Here is a 19,676-nt window from a genome sequence, read left to right as displayed (position 1 = left end):
TCATCACGCGGTGGCAGCGGCCTCTACGGCCTCGATGCGGGCAGGCACATGCTTGTGCCACGGCGTCCCCGCATAAGCGTCACGCCATTCCGTCGACGTTAATGCGTTCGGTGCAACGCCGGGAACGTGTGTCTGTCCCTCGTCGTCGACGAAATCAAGGCCGAGCCCGTTCGGCAACGACGCGTGGCCGGGAAGCATCGCTTCGCTGATCTCGACGCTCGCCTCGGCGCTGCCGGCCACGGTGGTGATGCGGGCGCGTCCACCTGCGACCAGACCGAGTGACTGCGCATCCTCCACGCTGACGCGCAACGCTCCCTCTCCGTCGCGCTTGCGCCAGCTGGGGTCGCGGAAGATGTCGTTGGCCGTGTAGGCACGTCGCTCACCAGCCGACAGCACGACGGGGAACTCGAGCGTCGTCAGCGCAGACCGCGCATCCCGCAATCCTCGTATCTCATCGAGCATTTCGGGCATCTCCAACGCGATCTTGTGATCGGCGTGGGCGATCAGCCCGAAGTCGTCCTCGTATTCGTGCACCGTGAACGTCACACCGGAACGGCCTTTCAGTATCGCCTCGAAAAGCGCGTTGCCGTCGGCGTGACCAGCGCGCCGCACGGCTTCGGGATACGTCATCGCCGTCCTCTGCGCAAGACCCCACAGGGCCGCGGCGCCCTTGAGATGCTCGGGCAGCGTGGGACCCAGCGTCTCGTAGAGGACGTAGGGCAGCACCCTCGACATGGCGGGATTGGCGCCGACCGCTCCGAGGAACGCCTGGGCGTATGCATCAAGACCCTGATCGGCGGCCTCGCGCAACGGCATGAGGTCGACGTCCTCGACGACACCCAACGCCCGCACGAGGCGTGCCCAGATCTCGGGCTCGGGCAACGTGCCAGGTAGGGGCGCGAGGAGAGGATGCCGAAGCTGGAATGTGTTGTGCGGGAACTCGAGGTTGAAGAAGGTCGCTTCGGGCTTCTCGAACTGGCTCGCTGCGGGCAACACGTAGTGGGCCAGCCGGGCCGTCTCCGTCATCGCGACATCGATGACCACCATGAGTTCCAGCGACTCGAACGCCTCTTTGCACGCCGCGGAGTCGGCGACCGAGTGGGCGGGGTTGCTGCTCTCGACGATCATCGCCCGGAACCGGTCGGGATGGTCGGTCAGGATCTCCTGCGGCACAACGTTGGAGGGCACCAGCCCGGAGATCACCGGCGCGCCCGTGACGGGTGTCCGTCCGACGCCGCCGAAGGTGAACAGCGGCGCGAACGCCGAATGCAGATGCTGACCACCGCGTTTGGCGAAGTTGCCGGTGAGGATCCACAGCAGCTTGTTCAGATACGAACACAGCGTGCTGTTGGGCGCCTGCTGGATTCCGAGGTCCTCGAAGACCGCTGCGCTGTCTGCGGCGGCGATGCGCCGCACCGCGTTACGGATCAACTCCTCGTCCACCCCACAGCGCTCGGCGTAGTCGGCGACCGGGACTTGCCGCAGCAACTCGCGGACGGCGTCTGCGCCGTTGACGTGCTCGGCCAGAAACCCATCGTTGCACAGATTTTCCTGCACCAGCACGGCGGCCATCGCCGCCAGGCACCACGCGTCCGTGCCGGGGCGTACCCGCAGATGGATGTCGGCCATCTTGGCCGTATCCGTGATCACCGGATCGATGACGATCATCGCCCGGGCAGGGTCCTTGGCGATTTCGTTGAGCACGGTGCGGGCGCGGGGGAAACTCTGCGACATCCACGGGTTCTTGCCGATGAAGACCGAAACCTCGGCGTGCTCGAACTCGCCGCGGGTATGCCCGCCGTAGAGGTGCGCGTCGACCCACGCTTCTCCGGTCTTCTCCTGCGCCAACGCATTCGAGCGGTAACGGGCGCCGATCGCTTTGAGGAATGCGCCGGAATAGGCGCCGCCCAAGTGATTTCCCTGGCCGCCGCCACCGTAGTAGAAGACCTTGTCGCCGCCGTAGGTGTCGCGGATGCGTTTGAAGCCGTCGGCGATCTCGGTGATCGCGGTGTCCCAGTCGATTTCCTCATAGCTGCCGTCGGGCCGTCGGCGCATCGGAGAGGTCAGCCTGCTGCGGTTGTTCTGGTAGTGATCGAGTCTCAGCGCCTTGTTGCAGGTGTAACCCTGCGACGCGGGATGTTCCTTGTCACCGCGGATCTTGGCGAGTGTGCGGCCCTCGAGCTGCACGACGATGCCACAGTTGCACTCGCACAGGATGCAGGCGGTCGACTGCCACGCTTCGCTCATCGGGATTTCCTTTCGGCCGTCTCGGCTTCCAGCAGGGTGCGGAGCTGACGCTGCACGAGATCGAGCGGTTTCACGTCGCGGGATGCGCGGGTCACGATGATCGCGCCCTCGATCGAAGTCGTCACCAGCATCGCCAGTTCCTCCGCACGCCCGGCGCTCACGCCCTCGCCGATGAGAAGTTGGCCGATGAGATCGGTCCACATCGCAAATGCGGCCGCGGCACGTTCGATGACCTTCGTCGCGCGCTCGGGATTGTCTGGATCGCCTGCCTCGACGGTCACCGCGACGACTGGACAGCCGGCCCGAAAGTCGCTTCGGATCAATTGCCTGCGGTACAACTCCGTCAGGTCGTCCAACAGTTCGACGGCGCTTTCGGCAGCCGAGATCTTGTCCGCGATGTAGGCGCCGGCGTAGTCGGTCGCCTCTTCGAGCAGTTGCATCCGGCCGCCGGGGAAGTAGTGATAGGCCGATCCCCGCGGCGCACCGCTGTGCTTCAGCACATCAGAGATCGCGGTTGCCTGGGCACCGCGTTCGCGAATCAACAGTGCGGCCGATACGACCATCCGGTCCCGCGGGTTGCTGACCACGCTATTTATGATGGCATACATAACGGACGGCTGGCTAGCGTCCGCGAACGATCACTCACGTACGGTTTCGACCTGCGAATCTGTACGAGAGCGAGCGCTCGGCCGTCATCCGCAGCCGGGCCGTCAGGTTTTCGAGGGCTGCTCTTCGTCTGCGCAATCCTCGCCGACGTCCTGTGTGTCCCGACGACGTTCACGCAGCACGAAGGCGGCCAGAGCCAGCGCCAGAACGACGCCGGCGAGCACGCCGATCTCGACGACCGCGCGGGCAAAGGCGGGCCCCTTGTCCAGCAGCGTCGCGGCCTCGACGGACAGCACGACGATCTCCTTGATGCCGGCCAGGATGCCGACGATCAGGAACGGTTCTGCCACGATCTCGTGTGATCGCAGGCAGGCCCGCACGGCGTAGAGCAGCTCGACGAAAATGAAGATGAGCAGTAGGCCGTCCAGGATCTCGAGCATCACGGTTTTCGCGGGCCCGGTGCGCAGCGTCAACATGGTGTTGAACTGTGCGATCAACAGCGCGACCGAGCCGATGATCAGAACCAGCGCGATCCCCCAATAGACCGCGTCTTCCAGCCTGCCCAGAACTCGGTCGGCGAGGCGCTGGCGCTCCTCGTCTCCCTCGGATTCCGACTGCTGCGCCATGGTCAGCGGTTCAACCGGAACGACGGTTTCCGCAGCCTGGCGTACCAGCCGGAGTCAGCGGGCCGACTCGCCAGGCGTCCGACCACAGCCGAGACGAAGACCGTGGCTGCCGATGTCGCGACGGTTCCCGGGCGCATGGACATTAATTAAACACCGCGATGACCGAGATCCTCTCCGGGTCGGTTGAGCTAGCGTGACCGGATGGCGACTGCGTGGCGGCTGCGGGAAGGCAACGCAGACGATCTCGATCTGGTCGGACCACTGTGGGTCGCTGTACATCACCGGCACTGCGAGTCCATGCCCGAGCTTGCTCCGTATGTGGACGACGCCGGAACTTGGTCTGCCCGCAGAACGCTCTACGAAGGGCTGCTGGCGAAACCGGAGACCCTGCTGCTGATCGCACTCGTCGACGAGCAACCGATCGGCTACGGCTTGACCCACGTGATGCCGGTGGCGGATTCGTGGATCGAGGACACCTGGCGGACCGGCGACCGGATCGGCGAGATCGAGTCGCTGAGCGTGTTGCCCGAATACCGCGGAAGTGGCCTCGGCTCAGAACTGCTCGAGCGTCTCGAGGCACATCTGCACGACCTCGGCGTCGAGGACCTCATCCTGGGCGCGCTGGCCGGCAACCACCACGCCATCCGGCTGTACGAACGACGCGGCTACCGACCCACCTGGCTCTACCTGTCCAAGTTCGCGGGACGCGACCGCAACAGCCGGTAACCGCCGTAAAAAAGCGCTGCGACAAGGAAATTGACGAAGTAGGCGATGTCGGCTCCGTGCCACGCCCTGGCGACGGGACCGGTGAACAGCGAGATGTTCATGAACGGCACCGCGGCGGCGTAGGCGAGCACGAACGCGACCACCGCAGCGATCGCGTCGCCGCGGCCGGTGTGCTCCTCGGCGGGATTGATCGTCGGACGCCCTCGCACGCGCAGCGCCCAGTCGATGACGACCACGGCGACGAACGCCGGGATCCAGTAGCTGACCAGAAGCAGCATGTTCTCGAACCGGGACGCCGTGTCACCGCCGTGCAGCCACAGGATCAGCCCGAACGCGATCACGGTGACGACGACCGCCGAGATCGGCCTGCGCACGCGCACCCCGATGGTCTGCAATGCCAGCGATCCGCTGTAGTCGTTCATCACGCCCGAGCCGATCGACGCCAGCGCGATGATGAGTAGTGCCAGCGCCCCGATGATGCCGCCGCCCATCACCGTCCGCACGCCCTCGGCGGTGTGCTCGGACACCAGATCGCCCGCCGCGATGCCGATGCCCTGAACAAAGGTGTACGCCAAAACGATTCCGGCGAACGTGAACCCGAAGACACGAAGGCGGGAGGAGTCGGCGGGCAGATAACGGCTGAAGTCCGCCGCATAGCTGGCCCACGAGATGGACAGGCTCAGTGCGATGGTGACCTCGAGGATGAACGCCCCAACCAGGTCGGCCCCGTGCACCGCGGGCGGCGCGACGACCTCGTGGCCTGCCGCGAGCTTGACGGCGAACACGACGAAGGTGACGAACAGAACCACCGTCAGCACTGCCTGGATTCGATGGATCATCTCGTAGCCGAAGAACCCGACCGCGCCCTGCACGGCGAGCACGATGAGGACCGCGCTCCAGAACGGGATGCCGAGCAACACGGCAAGTGCTTCCGCACCGAACAACCCGACCAGCGCATCCCACGCAATCGACGAAAGCCATTGCAGCACACCGGGAAGAATCACCCCGCCGCCGAAAGCCATCCGAGAGTTCGGCAGCTGGGCCGTGCCTGTGCGCGGACCCCACGTCGACAGGTAGCCCACCACCAGTGACCCCAGCACCGTCCCGATCACCATGGCGAGCATGCCGAGCCAGAACCCGAGCCCCAGCGCGATCGCCAGTGCACCGGTGAAGACACCGGTCATGTTGACCTGCGGCGCGAACCACACGCTGAACAGCCTTCGCGTGCTGCCGTAGCGCTGGTCCTCCCTGATCGGCGCGATGCCGTGCGTCTCGACCGACAGGTCCCCCGTGCCGGACGGCGTACGGCCGCTGAAACTCGGCGCGGTCAGCGCGCTTCCGGATCTGCCGCCTTGTGTCATGGGTCCATTCGACCATGACGAGATAACGCGGCAGACGCCGTGTCCGCCTAGATTCCCTGACGTGAGCACAACACACACCGTCGACGGCCGGCCGCGGGCCCGGGCGCTCGGCATCGCGCCGCCCGGTGAGCCGGGACCGCTCAACGCCATCACCGACGTCGGCGGAGTCGAGGTAGGTGTGACGACGTTGATCGACGGCGAGGGCCCGCTCGTCGTCGGCACGGGTCCCGTCCGCACCGGTGTCACCGCGATATTGCCGCGAGGCCGCGCCGGGGTCGGCGAACCGTGTGCGGCCGGCTGGTATTCGCTCAACGGCAATGGCGAGATGACCGGCACCACCTGGATCGAGGAGGCCGGGTCGTTCGATCTGCCGGTCGTGTTGTCGAATACGCATGCGGTGGGCGCCTGCCACACCGGCGTCATTCGGTGGGTCAACCGGGTCGACCCGCGGCTGGCGCGCCAGTGGCTGCTGCCCGTGTGCGCCGAGACGTGGGACGGCTATCTCAACGACATCAACGGCGGCCACGTCCGCCCGGAGCACGTCGAATCGGCGCTGGACGCCGCCACCACGGGCGCGGTCGGCGAGGGCTCGGTCGGCGGCGGCACGGGCATGAACTGCTATGGGTACAAGGGCGGCAACGGCACCGCATCGAGGTTGGTCCGCTATGGCGAGGCCGCCTTCACCGTGGGCGCCTTCGTCCAGGCCAACTTCGGTTCTCGCGCCGAATTGACCGTTGCAGGAAGGTTTATCGGCCCCGAACTGCTCGACGACGATCCGCTGGACGGCGACTGGTTCGAGGTTGACCTCGGACTCAAGCCACCACCGGGCGCGGGATCTGTCATCGCCGTCGTCGCCACCGATGCGCCCCTGTTGCCCGGTCAGTGCAAGGCACTCGCCAGACGTGTTCCGCTCGGGCTGGCCCGAACCGGAACCTCGGGCAGCCATTTCTCCGGTGACATCTTCCTGGCCTTCTCGACAGCGGACGTGCCCGGGCTGGCGAGCGCGTTTCCGGTCGGTCCGGCCGGCGTCGACGAGTTCGGCACCATCTCGTTCGTTCCGTGGGGCCGGATGGACGATCTCTACACCGCCGTCGTGCAGTCCGTCGAGGAAGCGGTGCTCAACGCGCTGATCGTCAACTACGACATGGTGGGCCGCGACGGCCACCGCTCGCCACGCCTTCCACTCGAGCGGTTGTCGGCGCTGATGGGGTGAAGGACATAATCGACGGAACCGAAGACGGGCTAACGATCGGAGCATGGAGTGGTCAGGGCGCAACCGACACACTCCACACGTCACTATCAGCGGCTTCGACGACCACGGGCGCTGATCGTCGGGCTCAGCATCGTCGTCCTGACGGTCGCCGTCCTGCAGACGGCGGTCGTTCCCGTGCTCGGCATCATCGCCGACCAACTCAACAGCTCCGCCGTCGGAGTGAGCTGGGCGGTCACGGCGAACCTACTCGCCGCTGCGGCGGCCACGCCGTTGATCGGCCGCCTCGCCGATCTGCACAGCAAGAAACGCGTGCTGTTGGTCGTGCTCGCCGTGGTGCTGGCGGGTTCGATACTCGCTGCCACCACCTCATCGCTGGCGCTGCTGATCGTGGGGCGGATTCTGCAGGCCGCCTCGTACGCGCTCTATCCGGTCGGCGTCGCGATCCTCCGCGAGGAGTTGACCGAAGACCGCATGGTGTCGGCGATGTCGGTGCTGTCGGGAACGCTGGGCTTCGGCGGCGGCACCGGACTCGTGGTCGTCGGCCTGCTGGTGAACCATGGCGCCGACTATCACCGCGTCTTCTGGTTGACCACCGCCTTCACCGTCGTCGTGATCGCCATCGTGGTCCTCGCGGTGCCCGCACGGCCGCGCAGCGCAACGGGGTCGATCGACTGGCTCGGCGCCGCCGGCCTGGCGGCCGGACTGTCGGCGGTCCTGCTGGCGATCACCCAGGGTCACAGCTGGGGCTGGACGTCACCGCGCACGCTGGTGTGCGCGACGGGCGGCATCCTGATCACAGTCGGCTGGTGGTTCTGGGAGCGGCGGGCCAAGCAGCCCCTGGTTTCGACGAAGATGCTGAGCCGGCGCCCGATCCTGCTAACCAACCTCGCCACCGTCTTCGTGGGCATGGGCCTGTACTTCGCCTTCCTCGGCCTGACACAGTTCGTCCAGATCCCGCACCAGGCGGCGGGATACGGCTTCGGCGCAACCGTGCTCGAGGCCAGCGTCGTCTACCTGCTGCCCGGCGCCGTCACCGGTTTCCTCGTCGCATTGATCAGCGGCAGGTTCATCGACCGCTTCGGCGCCCGGCCGGTGCTCGTCGTCGCGGCCGCCGCGGGCATCACCGGGTTCCTGTTCATCGCGTTCGTGCACTCCGCCCCCTGGCAGGTCATCGTCGCCAGCATCCTGGCCAATGCCTACATCAGCCTCGGCTACGGCGCGCTGCCCGCGCTGGTCGTCAGCGAGGTGACCGCTGCCGAAACGGGCGTTGCCACCGGCATGAACGCGATCGCGCGCACGATCGGAAGCTCTATTGCGGCCGCGCTCGTCGCGGTCCTGTTGGGCCGAACCGCCGGTGGTACCTCGGTGCCGATGGAGAGCAGCTTCGTCGCGATCTTCGGCGGCGGCGCCGTGACCGGCGCGGCGGCGATGGTGCTGATCGCCCTGTCCCGGGTGAAGACGGGTGGTGTCGATACCGTCGAGGCGCGCTACGAATCGCGTGCCATGAACCACGAATGGGGCTAGCGCAATGCGGCCAGGTTGGTCACCGACTTGCGGATCTCCGACTGCAGCACCTTCGCGACCAGTTGTCCGATCCTCGTGCTCAGCAGGCCGCCCTTCAGCTCGGCCGAGACCTTGAACTTCGAACCCGGCGGGTCGTCGAGAACCTCGATGGTCAGATTGATGCGGATGCCGCCGCGGCCCGCACCGCTCATCGAGATCAGCCTGGGCTCCTCGTAGCGCGTCACCCGCCAGTGGATGATGTTGCGAAATCCCTTGACCTTGATGCACGACGAGACGCAGGTGCCGACTTCGATTGCTGTAGGCACCTCGCTGCGCCAGCCGCCGAAGATGGTCAACCACTCGTCGAAGCGGTGGAGGTCTGACGCCAGCTTCCAGGCTTGCTCGGGGGCGAGGTCGGTCTTTACCGTCACGTCAATCGTCGCCATAACGCTTTCGTACCCCGCACAACGGGGTGACGAAACTAAACTGACAGGTCTCGCGCGATCCGCTGCGCGAATCGGCTGGCCATGGTCAGCCGGGGGCAGTTGCGGCCGCATCCGCGAAATCTGTTTGCCGATCGCGACTCGGACGAGTGATTCCATTGTCAATATGTAAATTCGTTGCGGAATCGCTTGCGAAGGCCGACGGAATCCGCGATTGTTTACCCGAAAGCTACGGGGGCTTTAGGGAGGACTCGCCCTGACCGGCATACACACCACCGACGCGGACCAGTCGACTGGACAAGAAGGGGCCGCCCGCACCACGGGCAGTCCGGTCGTCGAGATCGACAATGTCACGAAGCGCTTCACCGACTACGTGGCCGTCAACGAAGCGGACTTCTCCATCGCTTCCGGCGAGTTCTTCTCGCTGCTGGGGCCATCCGGTTGCGGCAAGACGACCACACTGCGGATGATCGCCGGGTTCGAAACCCCGACAGAGGGCGCCATCCGGCTCGAGGGCCGCGACGTCTCGCGGGTGCCGCCACACAAACGCAACGTCAACACGGTGTTCCAGCACTACGCGCTGTTCCCCCACATGACGGTGTGGGACAACGTCGCCTACGGGCCGCGCAGCCAAAAGATAGATAGGGCCAAGGGAAAAGGAGAAGTGAAGCGGCGCGTCGACGAGCTGCTCGAGATCGTGCGCCTGACCGACTTCGCGAAGCGCAAGCCCGCGCAGCTCTCCGGCGGACAGCAACAGCGCGTGGCGCTGGCCCGCGCACTGGTGAACTACCCCAGCGCGCTGCTGCTCGACGAACCGCTCGGCGCTCTCGACCTCAAGCTGCGGCAGGTGATGCAGTTCGAGCTCAAGCGCATCCAACGCGAGGTCGGCATCACGTTCGTCTACGTGACCCACGACCAAGAGGAAGCGTTGACGATGAGCGACCGCATCGCGGTCATGAATGCGGGCAACGTCGACCAGATCGGCAGCCCGACCGAGATCTACGACCGGCCCGCAACGGTGTTCGTCGCCAGCTTCATCGGACAGGCCAACCTGTGGGCGGGCCGGCAGACCGGTCGGGCCGACCGCGAGTTCGTCCAGGTCGAGGTGCTGGGTAGCTCGCTGAAGGCCAGGGCCGGCGATACCACCATCGAGCACGGTGGCCACGCCACCTTGATGATTCGCCCCGAACGGGTCCGGGTGTCGATGGATGCGCCCGCCGGCGATGTCGCGACGGTGCCCGCCACGGTCACCGACCTCACCTTCCAGGGACCGGTCGTGCGGCTCTCGCTCGCCGCAGCCGACGACTCGGCGATCATCGCGCACATCGGACCCGAGCAGGACCTGCCGCTGCTGCGGCCCGGCGACAAGGTTCACGTCAGCTGGGCGCCCGAGGCGTCGCTGGTGCTTCCCGCCGCCGACATTCCCACCACCGAGGACCTCGAGGAGATGCTCGACGACTCGTGACGGCCCGCCGTCAACCCGTCCCCTTTCACCCGGAATCCCACGAAAGGCACAGTCGCCATGCCACGAGAAATGACTCCGTTCGATCTCAAGCTTGCCGCTCGACTCGCCTCCAACCGCACATCTCGCCGGCGCTTCATCGGCGGCGGTGCGGCCGCTGCCGCGGCGGCGATCCTCGGCCCGACCTTCTTGGCTGCCTGTAGCAAGGGGGGCGGTGGAAACCAGGAGGCGGCGTCGGGCTCATTGCGCATCTCCAACTGGCCCGCCTACATGGCCCCCGACTTCGTCAAGGAGTTCCAGGACAAAGTGGGCATCACAGTCGACTACAAAGAGGACCTCAACGACAACGAGGAGTGGTTCGCCAAAGTCAAGGAGCCGCTGCAGCGCAAGCAGGACATCGGCTCAGACCTGGCCGTCCCGACGACCTTCATGGCCGTACGCCTGCAGCAGCTCGGCTTCCTCAGCGAGTTGAACCACGCCAACATCCCGAACATCAACAACCTGCGGCCTGATCTTCTTGAGGCCAGCGTCGACCCGGGACGCAAGTTCAGCGCGCCATACATGTCCGGCTTCGTTGGCCTCGGCTACAACAGGGCCGCGACCGGCAGGGACATCAAAGGCATAGACGATCTGTGGGATCCCGCGTTCAAGGGCCGGGTCAGCCTGTTCTCCGACACCCAGGACGCATTGGGCATGATCATGCTGTCGCAGGGCGCGTCGATCGACAAACCCGACGAGGCGAGCATTCAGAAGGCCGTCGACCTGGTCAAGGAACAGAAGGACAAGGGTCAGATTCGCCGCTTCACCGGCAACGACTACCTCGATGATCTCGCCGCAGGCAACCTCGTTGTCGCTCAAGCATATTCGGGTGACGTGGTGCAGCTGCAGGCAGACAACCCCGACGTGCAGTTCATCATTCCTGAGTCGGGTGGCACGACCTTCGTCGACACCATGGTGATTCCCAACACGACGCAGCACCAGGACTGGGCCGAGAAGTGGATCAATTACATCTACGACCGGGCCAACTACGCCAAGCTGGTGTCGTTCGTCCAGTACATTCCGGTGCTGTCGGATATGACCGACGAGCTGGCGAAGGTGGACCCGGAGGCGGCCAAGAACCCGTTGATCAACCCGCCGAGGGAAATGCTCGCGAAGGCCAAGGGCTGGCCTGCGCTCTCAGACGAGCAACTGCAGAAGTTCAACACCGCCTACGCCGCGGTCACCGGCGCCTGACCCAATGGCAGGTGTAGCCGCCAGCAGTCGACAGCGGAGCAAGATCGCTCCGTACTTGATGATCGCGCCTGCGCTCATCTACCTCGGGATCTTCTTCGTGTGGCCGATCATCTCGCTGGCGATGACGTCCTTGTCGACCGAAGGCGGGTCGGTGTTCCTGCCCACGATGCAGTTCTCGTGGAACTTCGGTAACTACTCCGACGCGTTCAGCCGGTATCAGGACCAGATTCTGCGGTCGTTCCTGTATGCCTTCGTTGCCACGGTGGTGTGTCTGCTGCTGGCCTACCCGTTGGCGTATGTCATCGCGTTCAAGGCGGGCCGATACAAGAACCTCATCCTCGGGCTGGTGATTCTCCCGTTCTTCGTCACCTTCTTGATCCGCACCATCGCGTGGAAAACGATTCTGGCCGACGACGGCTGGGTGGTGAGCGCCCTTGACTCGCTCCACCTGCTGCCAAGCGACGGCCGACTGCTGTCGACCAGTTGGGCGGTGATCGGCGGCCTGATCTACAACTGGATCATCTTCATGATCCTGCCGCTGTACGTGAGCCTCGAGAAAATCGATCCCCGATTGATCGAGGCGACGAAGGATCTGTACTCGTCGAACACCCGCAGCTTCACCAAGGTGATTATGCCGCTGTCGATGCCGGGCGTCCTGGCCGGAAGCCTGCTGGTCTTCATCCCCGCCGCGGGCGACTTCATCAACGCGGAGTACCTGGGGAGCACGCAGACGACGATGATCGGCAACGTCATCCAGCAGCAGTTCCTGGTGGTCAAGGACTACCCGGCGGCCGCCGCGCTCAGCATGGTCCTGATGGTCATCATTCTTGTCGGCGTGCTGGCGTACACCCGTGCGCTGGGCACCGAGGACCTGGTATGACGACGCAGGCCGGTGCCGCGGTGGCGAACGCGGCCGAAAAAGCGGACAAGGCCCCGAAAACCGTTAAGGGAAGCCCGAAGTGGGGCGACGTCATACTGCGGGTCATCGCCGGCTTGGTGCTGCTCTACCTATTCCTGCCGATCTTCGTCATCATCCTGTTCTCGTTCAACAACCCGAAGGGCAAGTTCAACTACAGCTGGCAGGGCTTCACACTGAAGAACTGGCTCGACCCGTTCAAGTACCCGGCACTCACCGACGCATTGAAGCTCAGCATCAACGTCGCGGCCGTATCCACCGCGATCGCGCTGGTACTCGGCACGCTGGTGGCCATAGCCCTCGTCCGGCAACGGTTTCGGGGTAGTGGGGCCGTCGACACCTTCCTGGTGCTGCCGCTGACCGCCCCCGAGGTCGTGATGGGTGCATCGCTATTGGTGCTGTTCCTTGACCTGGGCTGGGCCACTGGATACGTGACGATTCTGTTGGCACACATTGCCTTCGAGGTGAGCTTTATCGCGATGACCGTGCGGGCGCGCATGCGCGGATTCGACTGGACGCTCGAGGACGCATCGATGGATCTGGGCGCGAACCCGGCACGCACGTTCTTCAAGGTGACGCTTCCGCTGATCGTGCCCGGCATCATCGCTGCAGCGATGTTGTCGTTCGCGCTGTCGCTCGACGACTTCATCATCACCTACTTCGTCAGCGGGTCGGCGGTGACCTATCCCCTCTACGTCAACGCCTCGGTAAAGGCGTCGGTGCCACCGCAGATCAATGTGCTCGCCACCGCAATCCTGCTCATCAGCCTCGTCCTGCTCGGTGTCGGGACGCTGTATCGGCGCAAGAGGCTGGACGCCTGAGCGGTCTCAACCGTCCAGTCGAACGGTCACAGAAACGCGGCCGCTCGCGTCTCTTTCGGCGACCGCGTGCCGGTTTTGGTCTCGGCCGTTCAGCTTCACAAGGGTGATCGGGCCGCCCTCGCCAAGGAAGTTGCGCCACCAGTTCTTACCGTCGGGTGCGACGACGTTGATCGTCAGCGTGTTGCCCGAGCGTCGATAACCCACCGGGGTCTCGAACGTCTTGCCGGAGCGACGGCCGGTGTAGCGGATCACGACGAGCCCGCGGCCGATAAGCCGCCCGATGCCGGGGGCGTTCATGAGCGCGACGAACGCCCTATTGACGATGCCGAGCACCGGCGTGTCGAAGATGCCCCTTGCCATGTCGTCCAACCTACCAACGAGCTTCGTAGCCGTTGTCGCACTAGTCAGTCGCCGCTGCGATTCCCGATAGCTCAGCCGACTTCGGCGGGCACCGGCGTCGTTTTTCGTGATCCCGTGCGTGCCGCGCCGACACCGGCGGCGACCACCAGACAGATGCCGACCACGCCGGCCAAGCCGGGCTCTTGGTGCAGGATCAGCGCGCCCACGATCATTGCGAAGGCGGGCTCGAGCGCCATCAGCGTCCCGAACGCGGCCGTGTTCAAACGGCGCAACGCCATCAGCTCGAGCGCGAACGGAACAACGGGCAGAAGGATCGCCAGACCGATGCCGATCAACAGGATGTCCGGGGTCATCCGGGGCAGTACCTGAGGCCCGACAACGATCGTGGCCACCACGCCCGCCACCGGCATCGACACCGCCAGCCCGTTGATGCCGGCCACCTCGTCGCCGACCCGCTGGGTCAGCAGGATGTAGCAGGCCCAACATGCCGCCGCGCCAAGGGCGTACAGCACGCCGATCGGGTCGACGGCGCCCGCCCAAGGCTGGGTGAGAAGTACGACGCCGATCGCGGCGAGGCCGGGCCACAGCACGCGACCCCCACCCCTGCCGTTGGCGACGGCGACACCCAATGGTCCGAGGAACTCCAGCGCGCTGGCCGTGCCCAATGGGATCCGACCCGCCGAAGCCATGAAGAGCATCGTCACCATGGCGGTCACCACGCCGAGCACCACACACACCAGGAAGGTCTTTTTGGTGAACGCCGCGGGCCGGGGCCGAACGATGACGAGCATCAGCACCCCAGCCCAGGCCAGCCGCAGCCAGGCCGCACCCTCCACGCCGATGCGGTCGATGAGCGTGACCGCGATCGCCAGACCGACCTGCACACACGCCATCGACCCCATTGCCATGAAGGCGCCGCTGCGGGCTTGATTGTCGGTCACATCTGCATTGAACGGCAGCGAGACCGTTCACGTCCACGTGATTTTTCTGGACATATTGTCCAATAATCATGAACGATAGAGGCATGGAGACCTGGGAATTGGCGATCCGCGAGTCCGCCCGGCAGACGCTGGCCGACTACACGGCGGGCACCGACCGCAACCGAATCGATGACGTCGCGGCTGCTTCGCGCCAAACGGTTCCCTCACGTTCCCAGGCGGGGAACCGATGGTCGGACCGACGGCCATCGTGGCAGGGTTGAAAGCGCAGGTGAGCCGATTCGCCTAGAATCCGGTGCCGTTGACCCATGTGCGCCATCACGTTTCGAGCATGCGATTCGGTTCCGTCAGCCGGGATCGTGTCGAAGTGGGCAGTTACTTCCTGGCGCTCACCGACATCGGTGTCGATCACTGGGCCCGTATCGCGACGTGCTGGTCCCCGTGGACGACCGCTGGCTGTTCACCTCGCGCGAGGCGATCGCCGAGGGGTTCTCGGCTGACAGCCTGATGCGGTAGCCGTGGATGGACACCCGACGACTGCAACTCCTGCTGGCCCTGTCGCGGCTGGGCTCCATGCGCGCGGTCGCCGACGTACATCACCTCACCACGTCCACCGTGTCGCAGCAGATTGCCGCGCTGGCAAAGGAAACCGGCGCGCAGTTGATCGAACCTGAAGGCAGGCGCGTGCGCCTGACGCCTGCGGGGCAACGCCTGGCAGACCATGCCGTCACCATTCTGGCTGCCGTCGACAGCGCACGCCTTGACCTCGATCCCGATGCCGAGCCCGCGGGCACCATCCGCGTTGGCGGATTCGCCACCGGTATTCGCGTCTCCCTGCTGCCCGCCGTAGCCGAGATCGGTACGCGTTACCCGAAAGTCGAATTCCTGATCAGTGAATACGAACCGATCGAGGCGTTCGCGATGCTCACCAACGACGATCTCGATCTGGCGCTGACTTACGACTACAACCTCGCGCCTGCCTCCCCCGGCCTCGTGCTGGAAACCGTTGCGCTGTGGTCCGTCAAATGGGGACTGGCCGTGCCCGCCGGCGGGCAGGCAGACATCGGCGCGTACGCGGATCACACCTGGATCGTCAACTCGCGCAACACCGCCGACGAGGACGCCGTCCGGACGCTGGGCTCGCTCGCGGGATTCAAGCCGCGGATCGCCCACGAAATCGACAGCCTGGATCTGGTGGAGGATCTGATCGTGTCCGGACACGGTGTCGGGCTGCTACCGATCAACAGGCCGACACACCCCGGCGTCACCGTGCTTTCGCTCTCGGATCCCGCCGTGGTGATGACCGCCTACGCCGTGACTCGGCGAGGCCGGGCGACATGGCCGCCGCTGCGTGTGGTGCTCGACCGGCTGAGCCCGGCGTTCGGTGAGCCGTTGCCGTGGCCCGTTTGGCCCCGCCCCGAGGCGGCTCCGTAGCTCAAGACCGAAGTGGCACAGTCACTGGATGCTCTCGATGTCGGCGCCGCGAGCACGGATACCCGACGATCGAGAGGGCAACTTCGGCGCGCGCGCATAGAGGCGCTGTGTTTGGGCATGCGCCGGTCCGTGGCAAAGATCGGATACTTCCTCTCATGCGAGCAGTTCGGCCCCAAAGAGCTCGTCGAACAGGCGAAGCGCGCGGAAGCTGCAGGCTTTGAAGCACTTTGGGTTTCGGATCACTTCCACCCTTGGAACGACGAACAGGGACAGAGCCCGTTCGTCTGGGGTGTGATCGGTGCGGTGTCGGAGGCGGCGTCGTTACCGGTCACGACGCCGGTGACCTGTCCCACCATCCGCATCCACCCCGCCATCATCGCCCAGGCGTCGGCGACCGCCGGGGTGCAACTCGACGGCAAGTTCGTTCTCGGCGTCGGCAGCGGCGAAGCGCTCAACGAACACGTGCTCGGCCATGCGTGGCCGTCAGTGGGCGTTCGCCAGCAGATGCTCGAGGAGGCCGTCGACGTGATCCGGCTGCTGCACCGCGGTGACGAGATCAGCCATCACGGGCGGGTATTACGAAGTACAGGAAGCACGTATCTACACGCTGCCCGACCAACCCGTGCCGATCTACGTTTCCGGCTTCGGACCCCAGGCCGCGGAACTCGCAGGCCGGATCGGCGACGGCTACTGCATCGCGATGCCCGACGCCGAACTCGTGAAGACATTTCGGGGAGCAGGCGGTGGCGACAAACCCGTCCAGGCCGGAACCAAGGTCAGCTGGGAACCGCGACGCGGACGCCGCCCTTGACGTCGCACACCGGCTGTGGGCCAACGAGGGCCTGCCGGGACAGCTGGCGCAGACGCTGCCCGGCGAAGGATTTCGCGGATGCGATGACCCTGGTGCCGCGCGAAGCCGTCGCGGAATCCGTCGCCTGCGGACCCGACGCTGACAAGCACATCGCACAGGTGCGGAAGTATCTCGACGCCGACGTCGACGAGGTCTACGTGCAGCAGATCGGACCCGACATGGACGGGTTCTTCACCAGCTGGGAACGCGACGTACTGCCGCAGCTACGGAACTAAGAGGCCGCGAATCAGGCGGCTTTGGACCGCCGAGAGCCCCGCATGCGGGTGTCGGTCGACCACACATGGGCGCAGGTGGGGCACTGCAGGTGCACCAAAGTGCCCTGGTTGGCCAGCAGGAACTGCCAGTGGGTGGCGCAGTTGCGGGCGCTCTGACAATCTCCGCACGCGCGACCGTGCTCGCAGCGGGGGCACTCGAGCCAGGCGCGACGGGCTCGGTCTGCGGTCGGATCAATCGGTAACACGGTCACCATCCCGATCAGGGAGGACTCCCGCACCGACCAGTTCGTCGTAGATGCGTTGCTGCTCGTCGTCGAGGTCGGAGTAGAGCATGTCGTACGCCTTGTTCTCCTCGGCGAGAACGGCGATCGGGTCCCAATCGTCACCGATCGCTTCCAGCACCGCGGTGCGCCGCCGGGACTCGTCCAGCGTCAGGTCATAGGCGAAGTCGAGGTCGGCCATGAGACACCTGCAATCTTTCAGTCATGCGATTTAAGACTGGAAGAGTTCCCTACGCGTGCGGGGTTAGGCAATGAATTAGGTCACGTCGAGAGTGCGAAATTAGTCACACCTGAGTGCTGCGCAGCATCCATCCCTGGCGCTGGACGAACTCCGCGTCGACGACCGCCCCGTGCCCCGGCACATATGCCGCATCCGGCCCGCCCGCAACGAGCACCCGGCCGAGCGTCGCGGGCCAGGCCTTTTGGTCGGAGTCCCGGACCGATGACCGGATCGCGGGACTCCTCGACGAGGTCTCGCAGAAGACGACGGCAGGCTGCGCATCCGCCACGACGACGATCAGGTCGTGATTGGTGTGCCCCGGTCCGGGATGGATGATCGTCACCGATCTGCCGCCAAGGTCCAGCCCCGCCTCACCCGCCCTGTGCCGGGGCACCCGGAGCGCGGCGATGGCGCTCGTGACCTCGTCGGCATCGGCGCCGTGGCGCACCGCATCTGCCCGCAGCTCTTCTGTCCGACTGGCGATTGTCGCCGCCACCTCGGGCGCGCAGTACACCGTTGCGTCGGCGAAGGCCGACGATCCGAGAATGTGATCGAAGTGGTTGTGCGTCAACACGATATGGTTGACCAGGCCGCCGGCGAGTTCCGCGACGTCGCCTTGACGGCGTTCGCTTCGAGCAATGTCGTTCCGGTGTCGATCAGCAGCGTGCCCGTCCTGCCGCACACCAGGCCGACGGTGACGTCGAGAAACGGCAGACGGCAACGGTGTATGCCCTCGGCCAGCCGCTCCCAGGCCAGGTTCACCGGTCAGTTCTGGCCCAGCGTCAGCGGCTGGGCCCGCCGGTACTGGTCGAGCACCTCGCGCGTCGGGGCGGCGGTGAACATCGTGGTGATCCCGAATGACCACCCCGGCGGTGAATCCTGTTGCGACAGTGTCCAAGCCGCCTGTCGGGCCGCGCCCAGCGCCACGTATTCCGCGGGTGTGGGCACCAGTACCGGCTTGCCGAAGATCGCGGGCGCGATGACGCGAACCGCCTCGGAACGCGCCCCTCCGCCCACCAGAATGATCCGCTGGGCGTCCACGCCATGGGCCGAGATCTTGTCGAGGCAGTACGCCAGCGAGCAAAGCAGTCCCTCTACACCGGCGCGCGCGATGTTGGCAGCGGTCAGGTTGCGCGCCGTCATCCCCTGCAGAGCCCCGGCGGCGTTCGGCAGGTTCGGTGACCGTTCACCCTCCAGGTAGGGCACCAGTGTCAGCCCGCCCGCACCCGTCGGCGCCGACAACGCCAACCGGTCCAGCTCGTCGTAGTCCACGCCGAGCATCGACGCGACCGCAGCCAGCACTGGCGCCCCGTTGAGGGTGCAGACCAACGGCAGTTGGCGTCCCGTCGCATCGGCGAATCCGGCGACGATTCCCTCGGCGTCATGCGGTGCGGTGTGACTGATCGCGCTCACCACACCCGATGTGCCGAGGGAGACGATGCAGTCGCCGGGTTGGGCGCCCAGACCCAATGCCGCCGCCGCGTTGTCGCCCGCACCCGGTCCGAGCATGGCGCCGGTCGGCGTGTGGCCGGCGGCGTCGTGCGGGCCGAGCACCGTGGGCAGCCCGGGGCGCCTGCCTCGCGTCGCCATTTCGAGCAGGTCGTGGTCATAGGCGCCGGATTCTGCGGAGAAGTACCCGGTTCCGCTGGCGTCGCTGCGGTCGGTGCGCAGATCGCCGATGTCGGTCGAACCGCTCAGCCGCCATGTGAGCCAGTCATGCGGCAAGCACACCGCCGCAGTGGCGGCACAGTGTTCAGGTTCGTGGTCGGCGAGCCAGCGCAGCTTGCTCGCAGTGATCGCGGCTACCGGCACCACGCCGGTGCGGTTGGCCCATTCACCTGCTCCGCCGAGTTCGTCGACGAGTTCATCGGCTGCCGTTGCCGAGCGAGTGTCATTCCACAGCAACGCATCCCGGACGACTTGGCCCGCGCCGTCCAGACAGACCATGCCGTGCTGCTGGGCGGCCACCGAGACGGCTTGCACGTCGGCGAATCCACCCGCCTTCTCGGCGGCGGCCTGCAGGGCCGCCCACCAGAGTTGAGGATCCACCTCGGTGCCGTCGGGATGCGGAGCGGTTCCGGACCGCACGATCTCACCGCTATCCGCATCGCACACCAGCACCTTGCACGACTGCGTAGAGGAGTCGACGCCGGCAACGAGGGTCACGTTGCGAAGCTACCCGAAACGGGCGATGAGTTCG

At 65.7% G+C, this 19,676-nt stretch carries 18 protein-coding genes and 2 pseudogenes; 10 read left to right on the top strand and 10 right to left on the bottom strand.

Annotated features, from left to right (window positions below; genetic code table 11):
• Positions 1-3 precede the first annotated feature (3 nt).
• The 3 genes from QOC76_RS29275 to QOC76_RS29265 all read right to left on the bottom strand — a co-directional run bounded on the left by QOC76_RS29275 (position 4) and on the right by QOC76_RS29265 (position 3,479).
• Complete coding sequence (locus QOC76_RS29275; RefSeq protein WP_526363161.1) at positions 4-2,247, bottom strand: molybdopterin-dependent oxidoreductase; 2,244 nt, start codon at positions 2,245-2,247, stop codon at positions 4-6.
• Positions 2,244-2,810, bottom strand: a complete 567-nt coding sequence (locus tag QOC76_RS29270) for a TetR/AcrR family transcriptional regulator (protein WP_526363229.1) — start codon at positions 2,808-2,810, stop codon at positions 2,244-2,246. The genes QOC76_RS29275 and QOC76_RS29270 overlap by 4 nt, the downstream gene beginning before the upstream one ends.
• Positions 2,811-2,957: 147 nt before the next feature.
• Entirely contained in the window at positions 2,958-3,479 is a 522-nt protein-coding gene (locus tag QOC76_RS29265; RefSeq protein WP_526363159.1) for a phosphate-starvation-inducible PsiE family protein, read from the bottom strand.
• A gap of 201 nt (positions 3,480-3,680) precedes the next feature.
• Between QOC76_RS29265 and QOC76_RS29260 the strand changes: the two genes are divergently transcribed.
• Positions 3,681-4,205 (top strand): GNAT family N-acetyltransferase, encoded by a 525-nt coding sequence (locus tag QOC76_RS29260; protein ID WP_526363157.1) that lies wholly within the window; start codon positions 3,681-3,683, stop codon positions 4,203-4,205.
• Here QOC76_RS29260 and QOC76_RS29255 read toward each other — a convergent pair.
• Positions 4,163-5,566 (bottom strand): purine-cytosine permease family protein, encoded by a 1,404-nt coding sequence (locus tag QOC76_RS29255; RefSeq protein WP_526363155.1) that lies wholly within the window; start codon positions 5,564-5,566, stop codon positions 4,163-4,165. The genes QOC76_RS29260 and QOC76_RS29255 overlap by 43 nt on opposite strands.
• A 61-nt stretch (positions 5,567-5,627) precedes the next feature.
• Here QOC76_RS29255 and QOC76_RS29250 point away from each other — a divergent pair, with 61 nt between their 5' ends.
• Complete coding sequence (locus QOC76_RS29250) at positions 5,628-6,779, top strand: DmpA family aminopeptidase (RefSeq protein ID WP_526363153.1); 1,152 nt, start codon at positions 5,628-5,630, stop codon at positions 6,777-6,779.
• A 48-nt stretch (positions 6,780-6,827) separates the two neighbouring features.
• Complete coding sequence (locus QOC76_RS29245) at positions 6,828-8,303, top strand: MFS transporter (protein ID WP_526363151.1); 1,476 nt, start codon at positions 6,828-6,830, stop codon at positions 8,301-8,303.
• Here the strand turns inward: QOC76_RS29245 and QOC76_RS29240 are convergent.
• On the bottom strand, positions 8,300-8,728 hold the full coding sequence (locus tag QOC76_RS29240; RefSeq protein ID WP_526363149.1) for a type II toxin-antitoxin system Rv0910 family toxin: 429 nt from the start codon (positions 8,726-8,728) through the stop codon (positions 8,300-8,302). The two genes, QOC76_RS29245 and QOC76_RS29240, sit on opposite strands and share 4 nt — an antisense overlap.
• Positions 8,729-9,098: 370 nt before the next feature.
• On the opposite strand from QOC76_RS29240, the gene QOC76_RS29235 reads away from it, so the two are divergent.
• The 4 genes from QOC76_RS29235 to QOC76_RS29220 are packed head-to-tail and all read left to right on the top strand — an operon-like array spanning position 9,099 to position 13,157.
• Positions 9,099-10,190, top strand: coding sequence for an ABC transporter ATP-binding protein (locus QOC76_RS29235; RefSeq protein WP_526363147.1), 1,092 nt, complete (start codon positions 9,099-9,101; stop codon positions 10,188-10,190).
• A gap of 57 nt (positions 10,191-10,247) precedes the next feature.
• Complete coding sequence (locus QOC76_RS29230) at positions 10,248-11,420, top strand: polyamine ABC transporter substrate-binding protein (protein ID WP_526363145.1); 1,173 nt, start codon at positions 10,248-10,250, stop codon at positions 11,418-11,420.
• Positions 11,421-11,424: 4 nt separating this feature from the next.
• A complete protein-coding gene (locus QOC76_RS29225) occupies positions 11,425-12,300 on the top strand; it encodes an ABC transporter permease (protein WP_526363143.1) in 876 nt (291 codons plus the stop codon).
• The gene (locus QOC76_RS29220) at positions 12,297-13,157 is read left to right on the top strand and encodes an ABC transporter permease (protein WP_526363141.1); all 861 of its coding nucleotides are present in this window, start codon (positions 12,297-12,299) and stop codon (positions 13,155-13,157) included. The genes QOC76_RS29225 and QOC76_RS29220 overlap by 4 nt, the downstream gene beginning before the upstream one ends.
• A 6-nt stretch (positions 13,158-13,163) precedes the next feature.
• On the opposite strand, the gene QOC76_RS29215 is transcribed toward QOC76_RS29220, so the two are convergent.
• Both QOC76_RS29215 and QOC76_RS29210 read right to left on the bottom strand, forming a co-directional pair.
• Positions 13,164-13,517 (bottom strand): nitroreductase/quinone reductase family protein, encoded by a 354-nt coding sequence (locus tag QOC76_RS29215; RefSeq protein ID WP_526363139.1) that lies wholly within the window; start codon positions 13,515-13,517, stop codon positions 13,164-13,166.
• 71 nt (positions 13,518-13,588) lie between these two features.
• The gene (locus QOC76_RS29210) at positions 13,589-14,458 is read right to left on the bottom strand and encodes an EamA family transporter (RefSeq protein ID WP_526363137.1); all 870 of its coding nucleotides are present in this window, start codon (positions 14,456-14,458) and stop codon (positions 13,589-13,591) included.
• A gap of 83 nt (positions 14,459-14,541) precedes the next feature.
• On the opposite strand from QOC76_RS29210, the gene QOC76_RS29205 reads away from it, so the two are divergent.
• From QOC76_RS29205 to QOC76_RS29195, 3 genes and pseudogenes are all read left to right on the top strand, one after another.
• Positions 14,542-14,718, top strand: coding sequence for a hypothetical protein (locus QOC76_RS29205; protein WP_526363135.1), 177 nt, complete (start codon positions 14,542-14,544; stop codon positions 14,716-14,718).
• A gap of 259 nt (positions 14,719-14,977) precedes the next feature.
• Positions 14,978-15,889 carry a LysR family transcriptional regulator gene (locus QOC76_RS29200; protein ID WP_526363133.1) on the top strand — a complete coding sequence of 304 codons (912 nt, stop codon included), beginning with the start codon at positions 14,978-14,980 and terminating at the stop codon, positions 15,887-15,889.
• A 129-nt stretch (positions 15,890-16,018) separates the two neighbouring features.
• Positions 16,019-16,975: pseudogene (locus tag QOC76_RS29195) on the top strand (LLM class F420-dependent oxidoreductase).
• 231 nt (positions 16,976-17,206) lie between these two features.
• On the opposite strand, the gene QOC76_RS29190 reads toward QOC76_RS29195, so the two are convergent.
• The 3 genes and pseudogenes from QOC76_RS29190 to xylB all read right to left on the bottom strand — a co-directional run bounded on the left by QOC76_RS29190 (position 17,207) and on the right by xylB (position 19,642).
• Positions 17,207-17,437: a DUF6400 family protein gene (locus QOC76_RS29190; RefSeq protein ID WP_526363131.1), complete on the bottom strand. Its 231-nt coding sequence runs from the start codon at positions 17,435-17,437 to the stop codon at positions 17,207-17,209.
• A gap of 103 nt (positions 17,438-17,540) precedes the next feature.
• Positions 17,541-18,238: pseudogene (locus QOC76_RS29185) on the bottom strand (MBL fold metallo-hydrolase).
• Between the two features lie 3 nt (positions 18,239-18,241).
• On the bottom strand, positions 18,242-19,642 hold the full coding sequence (gene xylB, locus QOC76_RS29180; RefSeq protein WP_526363129.1) for a xylulokinase: 1,401 nt from the start codon (positions 19,640-19,642) through the stop codon (positions 18,242-18,244).
• Positions 19,643-19,676: the final 34 nt, after the last annotated feature.

Source organism: Mycobacterium sp., from assembly GCF_032159565.1.
In the GTDB taxonomy this organism is placed as follows: Bacteria; Actinomycetota; Actinomycetes; order Mycobacteriales; family Mycobacteriaceae; genus Mycobacterium.
Note: the sequence above shows the minus strand (reverse complement) of the source record. Positions and strands in the feature narration are given on the sequence as shown.